Origin of the sequence: Achromobacter sp. NFACC18-2 (assembly GCF_900108985.1) — a bacterium.
GTDB lineage: Bacteria > Pseudomonadota > Gammaproteobacteria > Burkholderiales > Burkholderiaceae_B > Achromobacter.
The window spans coordinates 289300-306160 of record NZ_FNYM01000005.1 but is presented as its reverse complement, the minus strand read 5'-3'; the positions used below and the strand labels follow the sequence as shown (position 1 = coordinate 306160).

Below are 16861 nucleotides of genomic sequence, written 5' to 3'. Positions count from 1 at the left end.
GCCCCAGGATGGATATCAGCGTGCCTGGCGGGCGTAGGCGTCCAGCGCCCTGCGCAGGTCTTCTTTCAGGATCTCGACGCCCTCAAGTCCGATCGACAGGCGCACCACCGGCTGGTCCGTGGCCGGATGCACGCGACCGGCCTGCAAAGGCGCGGGGTAGTAGGCGGCCAGGCTGTGCACCCCGCCCCAGCTCGCGCCGATGGAGAAGTGTTCTAGCGTGTCAAAGAAGCCGTTGAATGCCTGCTCCGGCGCCGGCTTCAGGATCAAGGAGAACAGGCAGCCGTTGGTGCGGAAATCGCGCCGCCACAGGGCATGGCCGTCATCGCCTTCAAGCGGCGGATACAGCAGCCGCTCCACCTGCGGTTGCGCCTGCAGCCACTGCGCGATCTCCAGCGTGGCAGCGCTTTGCGCGCGAACGCGCAGGTCCAGGGTTTCCAGGCCGCGCAGCACCAGAAAGCAATCCTCCGGGCTGACCTGCTGGCCCAGGATGCTCTGCGTTTCCCGCAGGACTGCGTAGTGGCCGGCATCATTGAGGCTGACGCTGCCCATGAGCACATCGGAATGGCCGCTGAAGAACTTGGTGGCGGCTTCCACACTGAAATCCACGCCATGCGCCAAGGGCTGGAACCCCAGCGGGCTGGCCCAGGTGTTGTCCATCATCGTCAGCACGCCATGGCGGCGCGCCACCTCGGCAATCGCCGGGATGTCGGCCATTTCCATCGTGACGGTGCCGGGCGCTTCCATGCAGATCATGCGCGTGGCGGGCCGGATCAGCGCCTCGATCTCCGCGCCGATGGCGGGCCGGTAGATCTCGACCTCCACGCCCATGTGGGCCAGCCACTTCTCGGCAAAGGTCTTGAGCGCGCCATAGCAGGCCGCCGACACCAGCAGGTGATCGCCGCCGCGCACGAAGCCCATCACGACGGTCATCAGCGCCGACGCGCCGGAGGGGGTGATCACACAGTGGCGGGCGCCTTCGAGCGCCGCGATGCGTTGCTCCAAAAGGCGCGCCGTCGGCGTGCCGGTAATGCCGTAGCTGTAGCCGTCGGGCTGGCGCTGCTTTCGGTTGACGAAGTCGGCAAGTGAGCCGAACACCACCGTGGAGGCACGTTGGACGGCCGGCGACAGGCTGGCGAAATCGGTATTCGAGGGGCTGGTGTTGTTCATTTAGACTAATTTCGGCGCGTGAGAAAGGTCTCGATGCCGTGCAGTCTGGACGTTCAGACCAATTCCCTCAACAATTGAACTGACTTAGTCAATAAGCAGGACTTATATATGGATATGCGTGAGATCCAGGTTTTCCGCGCCGTCATGCAGGCCGGCACGACCAGCAAGGCCGCCAACCTGCTGGGCGTATCACAACCCGCCATCAGCCAGTCGATCCGTAAACTCGAAGACACCTCCGGGCTACGCCTGTTTGAGCGGGTGCGCGGCCGGCTGGTCCCCACGCCCGAGGCCGGCGCGTTGATGGAAGAAGTGGATCGCTGCTTCGCAGGTTTCGAGCTCATCGAACACCGCATCCGCAGCCTCAAGTCATTTGGCGTGGGCCGGCTGGCGATTGGATCGCTGCCCGCCTTGGGCACCGGCTTCATGCCGCGCGCCATTGCCGCCTTCGGCCTGGCCGACCGCCGCCTGCAGATGTCATTTCAGATCATGAGTTCGCGCGAGGTGCTGCGCCAGGTCGCAGCGGGCCAGCTCGACTTCGGGTTGATGGCCGACGAGCTGTCGGTGCGGGGCCTCGAACACTCGGAATTCCTGCGTACACCGGGTGTGATCGCGATGCACCATCACCATCCGCTCGCCCGCAAGAAGGTGATCGACGCCAGCGACCTGGTCGACCATCCCTTCATTGCGCTCAATCCGGAAGACGCCAGCCGGCGCCGCCTGGAAGCCGCGATGCAGACGGTCGGGTTGAATCTGCGGCCCATGCTTGAAACCCCCTATTCCAACTCGGTCTGCGAGTTTGCGCTCAATGGCGCGGGGATCGGCATGGTGCACCCCATCATGGCGCTGGACTATCTGTCGCGCGGGCTCACGATAAAGCGCCTGTCGTTGGACGTCAGCTTCACCAGCCTGCTGGTGTTCCGCTCGGGCATGCCGCTGTCGGGCAACGCCCGCGAACTGCTGAAAGTCATGCGCATCCAGCTGGAAAGCGATTTGAAGAAGATGCAGGCGGCGCTGGCGTAGCGCAACAGGAGGAGTGGCATGGGCAGTCCCACGGGTTGCCTCCGCAGTGTTGCTCCATCCGCTGCGCAATGAAAAAGGGTTAGCTCACCAGAAGTAAGCTAACCCTTTCATTTTTTTTGGTCGGGGCGGTGGGATTCGAACTCACGACCCTCTGCTCCCAAATTAGAAACGCGCGAACGTCGGCGAACGTCAGCGAACGAATAACCAGCTGATTCATAAGGCTTTATACAAATTTCCTTGTTCGTCGACGTTCGCTAATGTACGCTGACAGCCGCAAAAATGTTGTCCCATATGTTGTCCCATATGGCGCATGAGGCAGAAGAACGGAGAGATTCGAGGAAATATGACGAGATACCCAAAACGCGGAAAAGGTGCGCGGTGGACCGTCAAAGAACTGGAAGCGGTACCGGCGGAATGGGTCGGTGATCACCTGGCCGATGGGGACGGCCTGACTGGAGAAATCCGCATTCAGCGCGGCACGATGGCCGTGGTGTGGCGATACGCCTATCGCATGGGCGACAAGGTAAAGAGATTCTACTGCGGCTCATGGCCGGAGCGCACACTCGACGAGATCCGCTCCGCCAGGAACAAAGCGCGGGCGGACATTAAGGCGGGCCGCAATCCGTCAGCCGTCCGCGACTTGGAAAAAGCCCAGGTGCGGGAAGCTATGGCAGCTGAATCTGCCGCTGTAACCGCCGCTGAAGAAGAGGCCACGACCGACGCCCTGTCGTTCCAAGAGATGTATAAAAGCTGGCTGGAATCGGGAGTGAAGCGAGCAGATGGCAACACCGAGGTGAAGCGCATCGTTGAAAAAGACGTGCTTCCCTTGATCGGTGATACTCCCGTGCGATCAATTCGCGAGAAGGATATTGAGCGAGTGATCCGCTCGATTGTCGGCCGCGGTTGCAATCGGCTTGCCGAGGTGACCTACCAAATACTGGGCCAGATGTTCCATTGGGCAGAAAAACGCCAACCATGGCGAAGGCTGCTTTCGGAAGGAAATCCGGTTGAGCTGGTTGAACTCGGGGTGCTCCTGGCGGACGATTACGACCCGGATAACGCGCGCGAACGCGTTCTCCCGCCTATTGAGATTGTCGAGCTCCAGACTCGATACCGCGAGTTGGAGGAGCAGTATCTCGCTTCGGATGACAAGCGAAAGAGGAAGCCTCCATCCAAGGCGTTGCAGGCAGTTTCCTGGATCTGTTTGAGCACGCTATGCCGGATAGGGGAACTGCACCTAACCGAAATTACGCATCTCGATCTCCGAGAAGGTACGTGGTTCATTCCCAAGGCGAACGTCAAGGGCAGAAAATCACAGAAGCGCGACCACCTGGTCTTTCTGTCACCCTTCGCAGTCAAGCATTTCGAGACCCTTGTCAGCCTGGCAGGATCATCCCGCTGGCTCCTACCTTCGCGCGACAATGATGACGCGGGGCTAGACCAACCTATGTACAAGCAGGCCTTTACTAAGCAAATCAAAGATCGGCAAGCCATGTTCAACGGAAAGCCCAAAGCACGCCGCGCTTCGGACAACTCCCTGGTGCTCGGCAAAGGCCAAAACGGTAATTGGACGCCTCATGATTTACGGCGAACGGGGTCGACCATCATGGAATCACTGGGAATCGATCCAAACATCATCGACCGCTGCCAAAATCACGTCATTCACACGGGCAAGAACCGTGTCAGGCGGCACTACCAGCTCTACGACTACGCCGACGAGAAGCAAGCAGCATGGGCGAAGCTCGGCGACTATTTGGAAAGACTGCTGTCGGGAGCCGTGGCGCCAGCCGAGCTTCAAAAGCGGCTAACCGCCAAGCAACTACTCGCGGCGTAAAAAAAGCCGAAGACCGTTCGGTCTTCGGCTGTTGGACGCAGGCGGGCAAGCCTAGATCAAGCCCTTCTGGGCCATAGAATTGCCGCTACCTGCCGCCACGATCACGTGGTCGACCAACGTCACATTGACCAGAGCCACGGCTTCCTTCAACCGCCGCGTAACCTCAACGTCCGCCCTGCTTGGCTGCGACGAACCCGAGGGATGGTTGTGGGCAATCAAGATGGAATGCGCGTTGTGCCGAATAGCCGCCTTGACGACCTCGCGTGGATACACGCTCGTCTCAGACAGCGTGCCTCTGAACATTTCCTCGAAGGCGATCATCCTCAACTGCGCATCAAGGAACATAACGCCGAATATTTCGACGTCCGACAGCGCCAGCCGCGTCACTATATAGTCGATAGCGGCGGATGGCTTGGCCACTGGCAAGCGGCTACCCAGCGCCCCCTCCAATTGCTGCGCAGCTGCACGTAGCAGCTCTTCCGGGGTTGCGGCTCGATACAGGCCGCCCGCCTCGCGCACAACCGGTGCGCCTTGCGCAACCTCCGGCACCTGCCTTTCTCCTGCCCACGCACTACTGAAACTTAGTTGCATTGCTCTCTCCAAAAGCGAGGGTTGCCTATCAACCCATTGCCCTTCGGTCGTCAACAATCCTCGGTGTCAGATCGAGCTTGCGTACCGACATTCATTTGCCCCATGTGCATTGTCCAAAGGGCATTTCGCATTGACATCGCCGACGACGTCCAGAAGCGAATTCGCTTGCGGGCTAGCACGACTACCGCCACCGGTGCCGATGTCGAAGTTCGATCGGCTTGGGAGTAGGAAATCTCACTTAACCTGGAATTTTCCGAAAAAGCTCTTCTGGGCAATCGCGGATGATCGAGCGTGCCGTGGAACGGCTCGCAGTAGTCGAGCGGTTCCATCTGCGAGTTGAGGCAGAGCATCGCGAATGCCTCGGTGTCTCGTTCCGCGAGCTGGGCCCAGATGTATTGGCGTGCGGCCGCAGGTGACATGTGCCGGCCGGCCTGGACGTAGCGCGCCGCGGCCTCGCGCGCAGTGGCCATGGCCGCCCACCGCCAGGAGGAACCGCCGTCGGCGGCTCCGGGCGCAGGGCGCGGCCCGGGCCACTTTCGCACGCGAAAGTCTCGAATGAGTGATAGCCACCAGCAAAAGAGTGCTGGCGATCAGAAGACAAGGCGGCGGACGTCGATGGTGGTGACGTTGGGGCCAAAGGCACGGGTGACGGCGTTTTGTACGAGAGTCTGCAACAGCGTCCGGCGCCAGGTTTCGATCGGGAAGCCGGCCGCCGGCGGCGTGGTGTTGATCGACTGGTCGAGGCTCATCGTAAACGCGAACTGGTTCGCGTTGTGGATCGGCTCCCAGGTGTGCAGGTCCGATCGCAGGCCGTATTTGACGCCGGCGCCGGCCAGCGTGTCTTCATCGAAAAACACCTCCAGCTTGTACGGGCTGAGATCAGCCAGGTGATTCAATTTGGCGACGTCGAAATGATTGTGCAGCAGGCGCGCGACGCAGTGGTTCAGGTCGATGTCCGACAGCAGCGTGATCTGGACGGTATCGTTCTTCTGCGTCGGGACTGCAATGGAATGGACGTGCAGCGGGGTCAGCAGGGCGACGTCGGCGACTGGCATATACAAGCTCCAGCGTAGTGAGAAACGAACGAGTCTACCCTCGATCCGCAGCGGTCGGGCATGACCGTTAGAAGTCAGGTGGTTCGATCTGTGGCAGGTGGCAGGTTGCGGCCAGGCAAGTGTCGACGCAGCGCGCTTGGGAATGACATTACCGTCAAATCAATGAATTACGAGAAATGCGTCTTTGACTTTGGTTCCATCGCGTCACTCAAGTTGGGATTTTGCTGTGGACGCGTCACTTAACTTGGGATTTTGATCAACCTTGGGGATGAAGGCCGGTTTCGGCCAGAAGCCGTTCACAGACGGCGTCGGTCGGACGTCCTAAGGTCGGCTACGCGCAGTACAACCGGTCGTCCAATCGTAAAGGAGGAACGCGAGGTCACCGGCCAACGCTGACATTGGAGCCGGTCGCTTTCAGCATCAGCGGTTTGACGCGGTGCTGCGTTGGCAATGGGGCTCAGCAGGACTGAAACCCGTGGACCAACGACCTCTCCTCTCACGGCCCGACGTGACCACTCGATCCCAACCGCTTCTCACGTTTTGCGCGTCGAGGTTGCGGCAGCCGGGCAATTGCCGACCGCCGCCCGCTTAGCGGTACCGCTTTCAATACACTTCAGGACTTGCGACCAATGCTGCCAGGTGATCCGACAGATGTGATTGGCTAACGCAGCGACAGGCTTCGAATTCAAAAGATAAATTAACTACAATTTCACCAGTCAAACTTGTAGGATGTATCCGCTCGAATCTCGGCAATCGTGTTCATGACAAGTCGTCGATCGTTATCGTTCAAGCGGTCCAGATCATTCTCCATGCGCACAAGGTAATCCTCTCCACCGTATGAATTTGCCACGCGCTTGAGAATCTTTGCGACATCACCACATCGACATGCGGTTAGGGCCAGATCACCAGTCTTCCATGAGGAGGACATGAATGCGTTGACCAGTTCACGTCGCGCGGTTTTGCAGCGATCCCAATCGAGAAATGGGACGAATTTCAGAAGGTCAGGTACAGCGGCGGCCTTCGCCAGTTCCCGGTAAATCATTGGGAACAAGGCCGCGATCATCAGCGAGACGGGCTCACGACGGGCAAGAAGCAGTGATGGCACGAGCCAACCCGCCGCATCGACCAAAGTCTTGCTCGACATATTCTCCGCGTCGAACATGAGCTTCGCGCAAGCGTCGATAGCAGCCTCATCCAAATCGATGACGTGCCGCCCGTGCAACACTCGAGCGATTTCATCGACTGCCTCGACGATTCGTGTGCGGGCGGCCGAGGGCGCCCTCTCGAAGACAACGAGGTTCCGGCTCGCAACAGCGGCGTCATTGCCGCGCTCCAATCCCACCCTCGCAGCCCATCCACCATTTAGTCGCTCGCCCAGAATGCCGATTAGGGTGCACAAAACGGCGATCTCGTCGCCATCAAATCGCTGGCGCAAAAAGCGCTCAATCGCTTGCCGGGCGATCTCAAATTTCCGGGCATCATCGACCCGCGGGACCACAGACTGGATCACACGGATATGCGTATTGATTGGAAGACTGTCCACCAACGCCGCTCGCTGCAAGATGTCGAGAGCTTCGTCCGGGAGACGTTCAAACATGCGCTCTCGGATCACATGATTGGAAAGCAGCTCTGCGAACTCGCTATCGTCGGCACGCCGCAGTACACCTTCGAGCAATGCAGCGCTCACCGTCTCGGACAGGCGCTTCTCATCCAGAAGCCACAGTATGTCACTTCCGACGGGGGCAATCGTCAGTTCCAGCAGCTCATCTCTTCGAGATGACGCCTCTGATGAAACTAGCACGTCGCGAACGGCTGGCAGCCCGCCGACCTCGCTCGCACGATCGATTAGTGCGGCGACAAGCAGCTTCGCACGGAAGGAGTTGGTTTTTCCCAGCCAATCGATTTCCGCAACGATCCCTCTAGGATCAAGCTGTTTGAAAATCGGCATGGCGGCCGAAAGCTGCCGATCCTCGATCAGGAAGGGGAGCAGCTTTTTGCCCGCCCTATCTGCGAGCTCTCGTTCAACGTCCGTCAGAACGACTCCCATTCTCCCGATGAGTTCATCATTCTGAGCAACCCTACTGGCCAGTGCTCCCCCTTGTGAAACCAGGCCAGCAAGGATGTCCATCGGGGCCTCGGCAAGCACATCCTCGACGCGTGGTGCCGAACCTTTGCTGAGACCTATTGCGATGCTTGGGGTCAAGCGGTCAATCGCACCGCTTGGGTCAGGCTGGCGCAAAAGGTTGATCGCACCATCGGGCGCCCGCTCGGCGAGATACTCCGCAAGCTGCTCAACCGCTATCCTGCCGGCCGGAACCTCGTACCCTTGCATCTTCTGCGAGATCGCGCCGACGAAGTCCCAGGCGTCGCCTGAGGACAAGTTAGTAGCGGCCCGACGAGCGGCATCAGCCAACCGGGGATCCAGCGACTTCACAGCCGCCTTATTGCTGACCAATCCCGAATTGGCAATGTCCAGTAGTCCCAAGGCGGCCGTGGGCGTCCGCTCCAGCTTGTCCAGCAGTTCGTCCCACAACAGGGCTATCCGGAGGGTTGCAGCGCTGTCCGCGTCGCGGTCACCGAGCAGACTGATCTCGCGGTCGGACAGCAGTCTTGGCTCGGGCTCCTCGAAGACGCGGCGCACGATCGTGCCTGTCCATCTATGCCGATCAGTTTGCGACGAATGGCCGTCGACGCGACGTCCAGGCCAGTCTGAAAACTTGGCCTTGGCATTCGATGGCGCGAATACGAGATCGAAGTCGCGACCTCTTATCTTGCGCGGAGACAAGGCAAACGTCGAAAGTGCAAACCGCCGCCGCATGTTGGGCCAAAGCGCGTTAAGCAGGCGCAAGGCGATTAATTCCGGATTTTGCGCGTCAAACACGACCACCGGTTTTACGCCCTCAAGAAAGAGCGCTTCAAGCAGTTCGCTCGCGTTGAAGTTGATGGCAGGCGGGAGCGGTGTTTCATACTGCTTCTCAAGTTCGAGGCACACTGCATCCTGATCGGTGGGCAGTTCACCCGAATCAAGCAGACGAAGAATCGGGAGAAGCGGCGGACTGTGTGCCCAGGCTTGCGCATCGATCAGCACACTCTTAGTCCTGACGCAGCCCGCCCGTGGAACGGTCAGGTCTTGCCATGTCCGGGCAATGACATAGTACTTTCCGCTGGGCAAGGGATAGGCTGACAGGTAGGGCGAGAACTGTTCCTTCGGACGCAGGGGGCCAGCCACGTCAGAAAGGCGATCTATCACCGCCTGATCTTCTTTGAGCAGGACCACCGACGATGCAAGGAGCTGGTGTCCCTTGCTATAGCCGTGAATCTGAACTTGCGCGGTAGCCACGGTTTTAGAGGCCTACTGCCCAGGCGATCGGAATGGTGACATCGTGTTTCTTCTCCCACCCGTCTCCGTCACGCACCGCCACCCACCCCTGACCATCACACCCTGCCTCAAGGAATTCCTGCCGGTATCTAGGATCGTGTTTCAGGTCACCACCGACGGCGCTAAGGCCAAAGATCTGGACATTGAGACGCTCCAAGTCGGCGAGCCGGCCGGCGACAAGTGGATATTCACGTTCGAGATAGGCCACGGGCCCCTCATTAAACTTGACCGCATCGACTCGATCCCAGGCCGTGACGACGACGGAGAGACGCGGAAGTCCGCCGTCCTCACGATTGGCGAGCGAAACTTCGAGAAAGCGGATGAGTTCACACAGCATAACCTGAGTCGAAATACCCGGATCCTCCTCTTGACCAAGCCTCTCGAGCATCCTGCGCGAGGTCACCCAATCAAGCGGCCGGACGTCCAAGTCAGAATCAACCCGCACAAAGAGCAGTGCGGCGTCGGCGTGCCTCAGCTCGTTCATCCAGTCCCGGTCAATTTCGCCGTCGATGACGGCGCTACGCCAAAGCTCCCCGGAGACATCCGGCACGACGACCCTAGATCTAGGGCCGTCTTTCGTCGCGGCGACCACAACCTCGAAATCGCGACGTGTGTCGCTGTGTTCGGAGCGTGGTGCAAAATTCCCTTCGAAAAGGTGGTCGGTGACCTCAAGCACGAAGTTGATGTTCTCGGGCTGCTCCGCAGCATGCAGTGCACCAGTTCCAGCGTCTAACGCTCTCCACAGAGGGCCGATATAGTTGGTCTTTCCCGAATCTGGACCACCAAGCAGTATGATAGATCGGCTCATCGGTCTCTCCTGTACGACAGATAGGCCCGATCGTCCTCGGTTGGTTCAGTCAAATGCCAGAGGATCGGTCGCTCCGCCGGTGTCGTGACGGTCAAATTGATCAGCTCGCTGATCCCGTATCCCGGCGGAACGTTGTCCGGATCGTCGGAGAAAGGCGCTATGCCCAGAATCTCGGCCTTCGCGCCGCGCCGCACGAGTTCTGCCTGCAAGCGGTCGGCCACAGTGTCGCCCAGGACATGCATGTCCCGATGAGTCACTACGAGTATAAGGCGAGGCGAGACGCCGTCTAGCATGGCGTTCAGGCGGCCGGCAAGCTGCCCGACCCGGGCTATGAGTCCCTGACGCTTCTCGATATCGGCGAGCGTGCGTCCGTCGAGCACGATCCATATGACCTCGGCGGCTTTCATGAAGTCCAGCCGATCCGATCGCGCGGTGTTGACGAATGCCTGCGTCCATTCTCCCGGCACATCCGGAAGCGCAAGGTCCACGCGTCGATTGTCAGAATGCCGGACGAGCCTGAGATGAAGAAATCCAGGACGATGATCGTCCGCGAGCTCCGTGTGGACTGTCATCTGTTCCGGCGCTTTTCCGTCGTTCCAGTCGCGGGCGCCCCGAGCAATCTCTTCGAAGGCTGTCAGGCTCCTGCTATCCCCAAAAGACCACCCTTCAAGCATCGCGTGCGAGACGAGCAGGTACAAACTAGCCAGCATTGCCGTTTTGCCTGACTCTGGATCGCCGAGGATACCAACCACATTAACGTATCTGGTACCCATCAAGCTATTCAGATCCTCCAGCCCGAGCGGTCGGCTGGCAGGGAATGCGCTGGCGCTGGCTGGCTGATCAAGTACAGGTTCCCCTAACTGCTCACCCGTTTGAGATGGCGGCTCGTCGTCACGTTGGGCGTCCATCGACGGCAAACCGTCCGCCCCTCCGGCGATGCGGTTGCTGCACGTTGACGGATCGCGCGCGAGCGCGCAGATGCCAGTCTCGTCGATAGTGCAACCATCGAACTTGCATGATCCACTCATAGCCTGCCCGCGCCCTGAGTCATCATCCTGGCAAATCCGGCTTCCAGCAGCGCGCGTTCACCCCATTCGGAAATATGCCGCTTCAGAGTCGCTCCCGGGCCATTCACTTCACCGGTGGCCAAAGCGTGGAGCAGGGGAAAAACGGTAGGATGATCGGCGACATAGCCGTCGACGAATGCCGCACCGAGTACCGCACGGTCTTCGCCGATGGCCGCAATCATCTCTGACAGATCGAGTTGCACGTTCTCCTCCAGCGATCGGAGGACAATTTCGCGATGTACCTCGCAGGGAAGGCGGCGGAGCATTTTTGCCCCTTCGATGCCGGCTGTGACGATGCGTAATGGTTCGGCGACCGCAGACAGTTGTCTTTTGAGCAGCCGACTACGACTGAGCTGCGCCCACCACAGGAAATCGAGTTCCTCACGGTCGAGTGCAGCATTGCGACGTAGCGCTTCTATCGTGCCAGCGATGGCCTCATTGACATTGTTAGCAGGGGCATTGCCTTCGCCAATAGTTATATCGACAGCGACCGGATCAGGGACATCTACCCGTTTCCTCGCCTTTTCGGCCGAGGTTGCCACCCGCTCTCTAGCCGACTCAAGAACTTCCCGCCGAAGATTCTCGCGCCGTTCGGCCTCCAGGACTGGTTGATAAGAGAGCGCAGACCAAAGCGCGGTCGCATACACGTCGGAGATGCTCCAGCCAAGGTTGCCCGGTTTAGCGCCAAAAATGGAAACCATCGCCATACCCGCGCACACGCCAATTTCGAGCGGACGCTCTGCAGACAGGAACGACGAGGACTTCTTCTGGACGGCCCCCTGGATTTCACCTCCCAAAGATGGCGACGGGTTACCGTCACCGCCGAGACATTTTGCGACGTCCTCCGCCCTGGAAATGATCTTCGAAACGGATTTCTCCCTCCCCCAGCTAGTCGCGAGGCTGATCGCCGCCGCCCGGCGAGAATTCACATCGTCATCGCTCACGGTGACGCCAGAGATCCGCATGTGAACCGCAATATTGTCCATTATTGAGCCCCGTTCTTCCGTTCTTCTACCAACTGATCGACCATCTTCTTGACCTTTTCCAGTTTTCCCTGCCGAACAAGCATGTCAAGCAGCCTCCGTTCGAGGCCCTGCGACATCCGCTCATCGGAATTTTCCGGAAGCGCGTCCAACTCCACGAGGATGCGCAGGCGCTCGCCTTCGAGCAAGTCACGGAAAAAACGGAGCCGAACGGTTTCATAACCTTCCACCCTCGGCGGCATAGGCTGCGGCCCTCCTTCTGCGGACTCCATCGGAACCATCTCGATTAACGGCTCCGCGGATTGTGTTCTCATGACAGCAACCGGTACGTCAGAAGGTTGAACCGACTTAGGTGCCGCCGGTCGACCCGCCTTTCGAAAAAACGGACACTCCAGCCGATAGTTGGGATCCTTTCCGCCCAAGCGTTTTTCATCCGCCTCGAAGGAGGTGCGCTGAGGATTCCAAACCCTCGGGTGCATCGTCACCGACAATCCGTCGATTTGTTCATCCCAATCGAATTCTATTATGTTGTAGGTGAAGGTGAAGATGTCGTTGGAGACATAGGGAACGGTGGCGCCAGCGGCAAGCATCATCAAGTCAGAACCCGCCTCAACGTTCTCGACCGACACCTTGGGGTCGTGCTCATGTCCTGATATGAAAACCCGCGCCCGGCTACGAATGTAATCTCGTACTTGCTCCTGGTCCTTGTACCAGTTCAAAGGGTGGTGAACGAGCACGATGTTCTCCACGCCAGGCGTGCGTGGGATGATGAACTGACGAGCACCTATCACCAGCTCCGGATGCTCATCCCGCTCTGGGCCGTGGCAGAGAAGAGCTGAGTTAAACCTGATAAAGCGGATCGTCCTCCCGGGCGCCAAACTTACCTCCATTTCGGAGGCAAATGCACCCTCGTTGTTGAGAGGGCAGTTGTAGCCGAAACTGAAACGATCGTAATCCCCGAATCGGGCAAAAAGCGCCATTCGATCAGTCGGGTTGTTTAAGATCTCCTCGTATTCGTCCGAGCCTCCGGCGCGAATATAGTCCAGAATCTGTTTTCCTGAGAACGAAAGTTTGGATCGATCAAGATCGTGATTCCCTGGCACCATCTGCACACGATGGATCTCCACGCCGACACTAGACGCAAGGTCATCGAGCCATTTACCGGCTTCTTCGTATTCCTTCCACTTTCCGGATTGGGCGATGTCTCCAGTGACCAAGATGCCATGAGCGACACCGCCCGCTATTTGTGCAATAACTTCCTTGGCATCGGCGATCAACTGCTGTTTAACATCATTATGGATATGCACCCGATCACCCTTGTCCTGCCCGAAGTGAATATCCGAAACGTGAACAAAAACCGCCGGCATGTTGTCTCCTGTTGTGCCGTCCACGGAAATATTGACGTGCGCGAGAATGTTAGACGAAAAGATCGCTTTAATTAACTGATATCTTTGCTGCTGCGAGAACTAGGCGATCCTGTGCTTGTGGACACAAAAAGTACATTCGGTCTGTCAAATCGAACGTCCGTTGTAGCTTGAGAGCCGCCCTATATATCGCGCTGAATCCACCGGCTGCAATGGGTCGGAGAGCGACCCTCCGTAGGAGCACACTGAATCTCCCTTTACTCGAAAGGAGATTGTCATGGAATCCGAGAATGCCGCCGTTGAACGTCGTGTGCCATGGAACAAGGGAAAACTCACCGGGCAGAAGCCGCCGCTAAAGCTCGGAGAAATTTGGGCAATCCGAACGAGACTCCAGATGGCATCGAACATCCGGGAACTCGCGATGTTCAATCTCGCGATCGATAGCAAGCTTCGAGCGTGCGATCTCATGCGACTGCAAGTACAGGACATCCGTCACGGAAGCCACGTGGCCGCGAGAGCCACCGTCATGCAACAGAAGACCCTGCGTGCGGTCCAATTCGAGATTACGGAGCACACCCGTGAGAGCCTTGAAGCATGGATCGAGGCGCGAGGGCTGAAGGCTTCGGATTTTCTGTTTCCGAGCAGGTTACATACGTCGCCGCATCTGTCGACGCGGCAGTACGCCCGAATTGTGCATCGCTGGGTCGCATCGATTGGCCTCGACCATACCGCATATGGCACCCACACTATGCGTCGTACAAAAGCCTCGCTGATCTACCGCCGGACGAAGAATCTTCGGGCTGTACAACTGCTGCTCGGGCATACAAAGCTGGAAAGCACAGTCCGCTACCTTGGCATCGAAGTCGACGATGCGCTTGAGATGGCTGAACAAACAGAGGTTTGATGGATCCCGGCCGGCGAGCGGTCGCTTGTCGGTCAGAAGCAGCCGCTCGACGCCACCGTAGTACCGAATTAACCCATCAGCCGAATCCCTTGTCCTCCAGCACGAGGTTCGGTGAAATCACCAGCTATAGCTCAATGTCCCCACCACGGCGCGCCTGTTGCCGTAAAACACGGACTGATCGTAGAAGCCCGGGGTGAAATAGCGTTTATCAAAGAGGTTGGTCGCACTAATCGAAGCGCGCAAGCCCTTAAGATCTTGGCTCAACTGACCCAGGTCATATCGCACCACCGCATCAACCAGGGTGTACCCGCCGATCTTGATCGTATTGGCCGCGTTGTAGGACGATCCAACATACCGGACGCCGCTGCCCAGGCCCAGCCCGGCGAGCGGCCCGGTGCGCACGGTGTAGTCGACAAACAGGCCCGCCATGTGACGCGGCACCGACGCTGGGCGTAGGCCCTTCTTGCTAACGCCGGTGACGAGATTGGCATTGTCCTTGGTGATCTCGGCATCCAGATAGGTGTACGACGCCGCCACGTTAAGGCCAGCGGCCAGCGAGGTCTTCGCCTCCAACTCCAGGCCGCGCGAGCGCACCTCGCCGTCCTGCACCGAGTAGCCGGAATACAAAGGGTCCGCGGTGGTGACGTTTTGCTGCGTCAACTGGAACAGGGACGCCGTGATCATGCTGTCGGAACCCGGAGGCTGGTACTTGATGCCGACTTCGTACTGCTTGCCCTTGGTCGGATCGAAATTGCCGCCACCCCGTGCCGGCGCCAGCGTGCCCGAGGCGGGCTGGAACGACGTGGAGTAGCTGACGTACGGTGCGACGCCGTTATCGAAAAGATAGGTTAGTCCGCTACGGCCAGTGAAGGCCTCAGAATTGACCTTGCTGGACGCATCGGACAGATAGTCGGATTCCTTGTTGGTGGCCCAGTCGTAGCGGCCGCCCAGCGTCAGGATCCAGCGCTCATAGCGCAGTTGGTCCTGCGCATACAACCCGGTCTGATAGACCTGGCTCTTGCCGTCCACCGATTTGAAGCTGTTCCACGTGGTGGTATTGGTGTAGACGGGATTGAAGATGTCCACCGTGCCGTTGGTGCCCCCGGTGCGGGACTCGCGGCCGGAATAGTACCCGTAGTCCAGGCCTGCCAAAACGGTGTGCTGCACGGCACCCGTCGAAACGCGGCCTTCGACATTGGTGTCGACCAGGAAGGTGTCGGTGCTTTTCGGGCGGTCCTGCATGCCGAACGTGTAGTAGCGTCCGTCGGTCAGTTGCGCGCTGTTGCGTGCGCCGCTGGACACGTAATCCACGTTGGCATGCGTGTAGCGGGCTTTTTGACGCACGGTCCAGTTTTCCGTGGCGGCATGTTCGACTTCATAGCCGACCGAGGTGTTCTCGACCGTGTAGTGCGTCAGGTCGGGTTGCCCCAGAAAGACGTCCGACGGGAAGCGGCCGGCCGGGTTGTCATTGACTGTGCCGGTCAGTGGCAGGCTTTGTTCCGAACCGCCGCGCTTGGATTTCTGGTAGCTCGCGTAGACGGTGACGTTGGTCCGGTCGGTGGGACGCCATGTCAGCGACGGCGCCAGATAGAACCGGTCGTCGGGCGAATGGTCGACTTGGGTGCCACTGTCGCGCGCCACGCCGGTGATGCGGTAAAGCCACTTGCCCTCCTGGTCCATCGGACCTGCGAAGTCGAACGCAGCCTGTCGGCGGTCAAAATTCCCGCCCTGCAATTCGATTTCATGCAGCGGCGTTTCGGTCGGGCGCTTAGTCGTCATGTCGACCAGCCCGCCCGGGGCGATTTGCCCGTACAGCACGGACGACGGCCCCTTGATAACGTCGATCCGTTCCAGCCCGTAGGTCTCGATATCGATGTCGTACTGGTTAAACCCCGCGCGCAGGCCGTCCCGGAACGTCGAAAACAGGTTGAAGGCGCGGAAACCTCGAAGGTAGATGTCGGGCGCGCCTTGCCCGCCGGGGTAGTCGATGGCGCGAATGCCGGGTGTGTACGCCACTGCGGAATTGAAATTCTGCACGCCACGCTGATCCATCTCTTCGCGACTGACGACGCTGATAGCTTGGGGAATCTCGATCAGGGGCGTATTGGTCTTGGTGCCTGCCGACGAACGCAGCGCTACGAAGCCGTCGTCGGCTGGCCGCTCGGAAGACGCGGTCACGGCGATGCTGGGGAGGGTGACCACGGATCCCGCTACGGGAAGAACCTGCAGCGTGTAAGCGCCCTGCGCGCCGCGGACGGCCTCCAGTCCACTACCCGCCAGTGCGACCGCGAAGCCCGCATCCACCCCATACGCGCCATGCACGCCGGCAGAGGTCAAGCCGCGCGTTTGCGCGGCATCGAACGAGATGGCCACGCCGGCTGCGCTTGCATACTGGCTGATCACTTGGGCCAGCGGCCCGCCAGGGATGTCGAAGCGGCGGGCGGTGGACTCGGAGGCCATGACGGCGCCTTGCGCATGCAGCATCGGCGAGGCAAGCAGGGCCGACGCCATGCACAATAGCGCCAAATGGGACGGCCAGGCGCGCAGGCGCATGCCGCGGACGGAAATAGAGTGAACAGAGGGGTTGTACGACATGAAGTCTCTCAGGAAGGCGTGAAATAAAGGTTCTGCCTGAGAGGACGAACGAAACGGCCCGAAGACGCAAATTCTTCCAAAATAAATTTGGACG

General features: G+C 59.2%; 13 protein-coding genes. 3 read left to right on the top strand and 10 right to left on the bottom strand.

What is annotated here, in order from left to right; genetic code table 11:
* Positions 1-15: 15 nt before the first annotated feature.
* Positions 16-1167: a cystathionine beta-lyase gene (metC, locus tag BMW75_RS10175; RefSeq protein ID WP_092579016.1), complete on the bottom strand. Its 1152-nt coding sequence runs from the start codon at positions 1165-1167 to the stop codon at positions 16-18.
* 108 nt (positions 1168-1275) lie between these two features.
* On the opposite strand from metC, the gene BMW75_RS10170 reads away from it, so the two are divergent.
* Both BMW75_RS10170 and BMW75_RS10165 read left to right on the top strand, forming a co-directional pair.
* Positions 1276-2187: a LysR substrate-binding domain-containing protein gene (locus tag BMW75_RS10170; protein WP_076515654.1), complete on the top strand. Its 912-nt coding sequence runs from the start codon at positions 1276-1278 to the stop codon at positions 2185-2187.
* 310 nt (positions 2188-2497) lie between these two features.
* Positions 2498-4021, top strand: coding sequence for a tyrosine-type recombinase/integrase (locus tag BMW75_RS10165; protein ID WP_092579014.1), 1524 nt, complete (start codon positions 2498-2500; stop codon positions 4019-4021).
* Between the two features lie 51 nt (positions 4022-4072).
* Here the strand turns inward: BMW75_RS10165 and BMW75_RS10160 are convergent, their stop codons facing one another.
* The 8 genes from BMW75_RS10160 to BMW75_RS10130 all read right to left on the bottom strand — a co-directional run bounded on the left by BMW75_RS10160 (position 4073) and on the right by BMW75_RS10130 (position 13271).
* The gene (locus tag BMW75_RS10160; RefSeq protein ID WP_092579012.1) at positions 4073-4612 is read right to left on the bottom strand and encodes a JAB domain-containing protein; all 540 of its coding nucleotides are present in this window, start codon (positions 4610-4612) and stop codon (positions 4073-4075) included.
* Positions 4613-4662: 50 nt separating this feature from the next.
* Positions 4663-5082: a JAB domain-containing protein gene (locus BMW75_RS29080; RefSeq protein ID WP_139208521.1), complete on the bottom strand. Its 420-nt coding sequence runs from the start codon at positions 5080-5082 to the stop codon at positions 4663-4665.
* Between the two features lie 120 nt (positions 5083-5202).
* A complete protein-coding gene (locus tag BMW75_RS10155) occupies positions 5203-5667 on the bottom strand; it encodes a hypothetical protein (RefSeq protein WP_092579010.1) in 465 nt (154 codons plus the stop codon).
* 709 nt (positions 5668-6376) lie between these two features.
* Positions 6377-9007, bottom strand: coding sequence for a GAP1-N1 domain-containing protein (locus BMW75_RS10150; RefSeq protein ID WP_092579008.1), 2631 nt, complete (start codon positions 9005-9007; stop codon positions 6377-6379).
* Positions 9008-9011: 4 nt separating this feature from the next.
* Complete coding sequence (locus BMW75_RS10145) at positions 9012-9854, bottom strand: TRAFAC clade GTPase domain-containing protein (RefSeq protein ID WP_092579006.1); 843 nt, start codon at positions 9852-9854, stop codon at positions 9012-9014.
* Positions 9851-10882 (bottom strand): TRAFAC clade GTPase domain-containing protein, encoded by a 1032-nt coding sequence (locus BMW75_RS10140; RefSeq protein ID WP_092579004.1) that lies wholly within the window; start codon positions 10880-10882, stop codon positions 9851-9853. The genes BMW75_RS10145 and BMW75_RS10140 overlap by 4 nt, the downstream gene beginning before the upstream one ends.
* The gene (locus BMW75_RS10135; protein WP_092579002.1) at positions 10879-11907 is read right to left on the bottom strand and encodes a GTPase-associated system all-helical protein GASH; all 1029 of its coding nucleotides are present in this window, start codon (positions 11905-11907) and stop codon (positions 10879-10881) included. Before BMW75_RS10135 ends, BMW75_RS10140 begins: the two co-directional genes overlap by 4 nt.
* Positions 11907-13271, bottom strand: a complete 1365-nt coding sequence (locus BMW75_RS10130; protein WP_092579000.1) for a metallophosphoesterase — start codon at positions 13269-13271, stop codon at positions 11907-11909. Before BMW75_RS10130 ends, BMW75_RS10135 begins: the two co-directional genes overlap by 1 nt.
* A gap of 274 nt (positions 13272-13545) precedes the next feature.
* Between BMW75_RS10130 and BMW75_RS10125 the strand changes: the two genes are divergently transcribed.
* Positions 13546-14172: a tyrosine-type recombinase/integrase gene (locus BMW75_RS10125; RefSeq protein WP_092578998.1), complete on the top strand. Its 627-nt coding sequence runs from the start codon at positions 13546-13548 to the stop codon at positions 14170-14172.
* Positions 14173-14289: 117 nt separating this feature from the next.
* Here the strand turns inward: BMW75_RS10125 and BMW75_RS10120 are convergent, their stop codons facing one another.
* Positions 14290-16767, bottom strand: a complete 2478-nt coding sequence (locus BMW75_RS10120) for a TonB-dependent siderophore receptor (protein WP_254791979.1) — start codon at positions 16765-16767, stop codon at positions 14290-14292.
* Positions 16768-16861 lie beyond the last annotated feature (94 nt).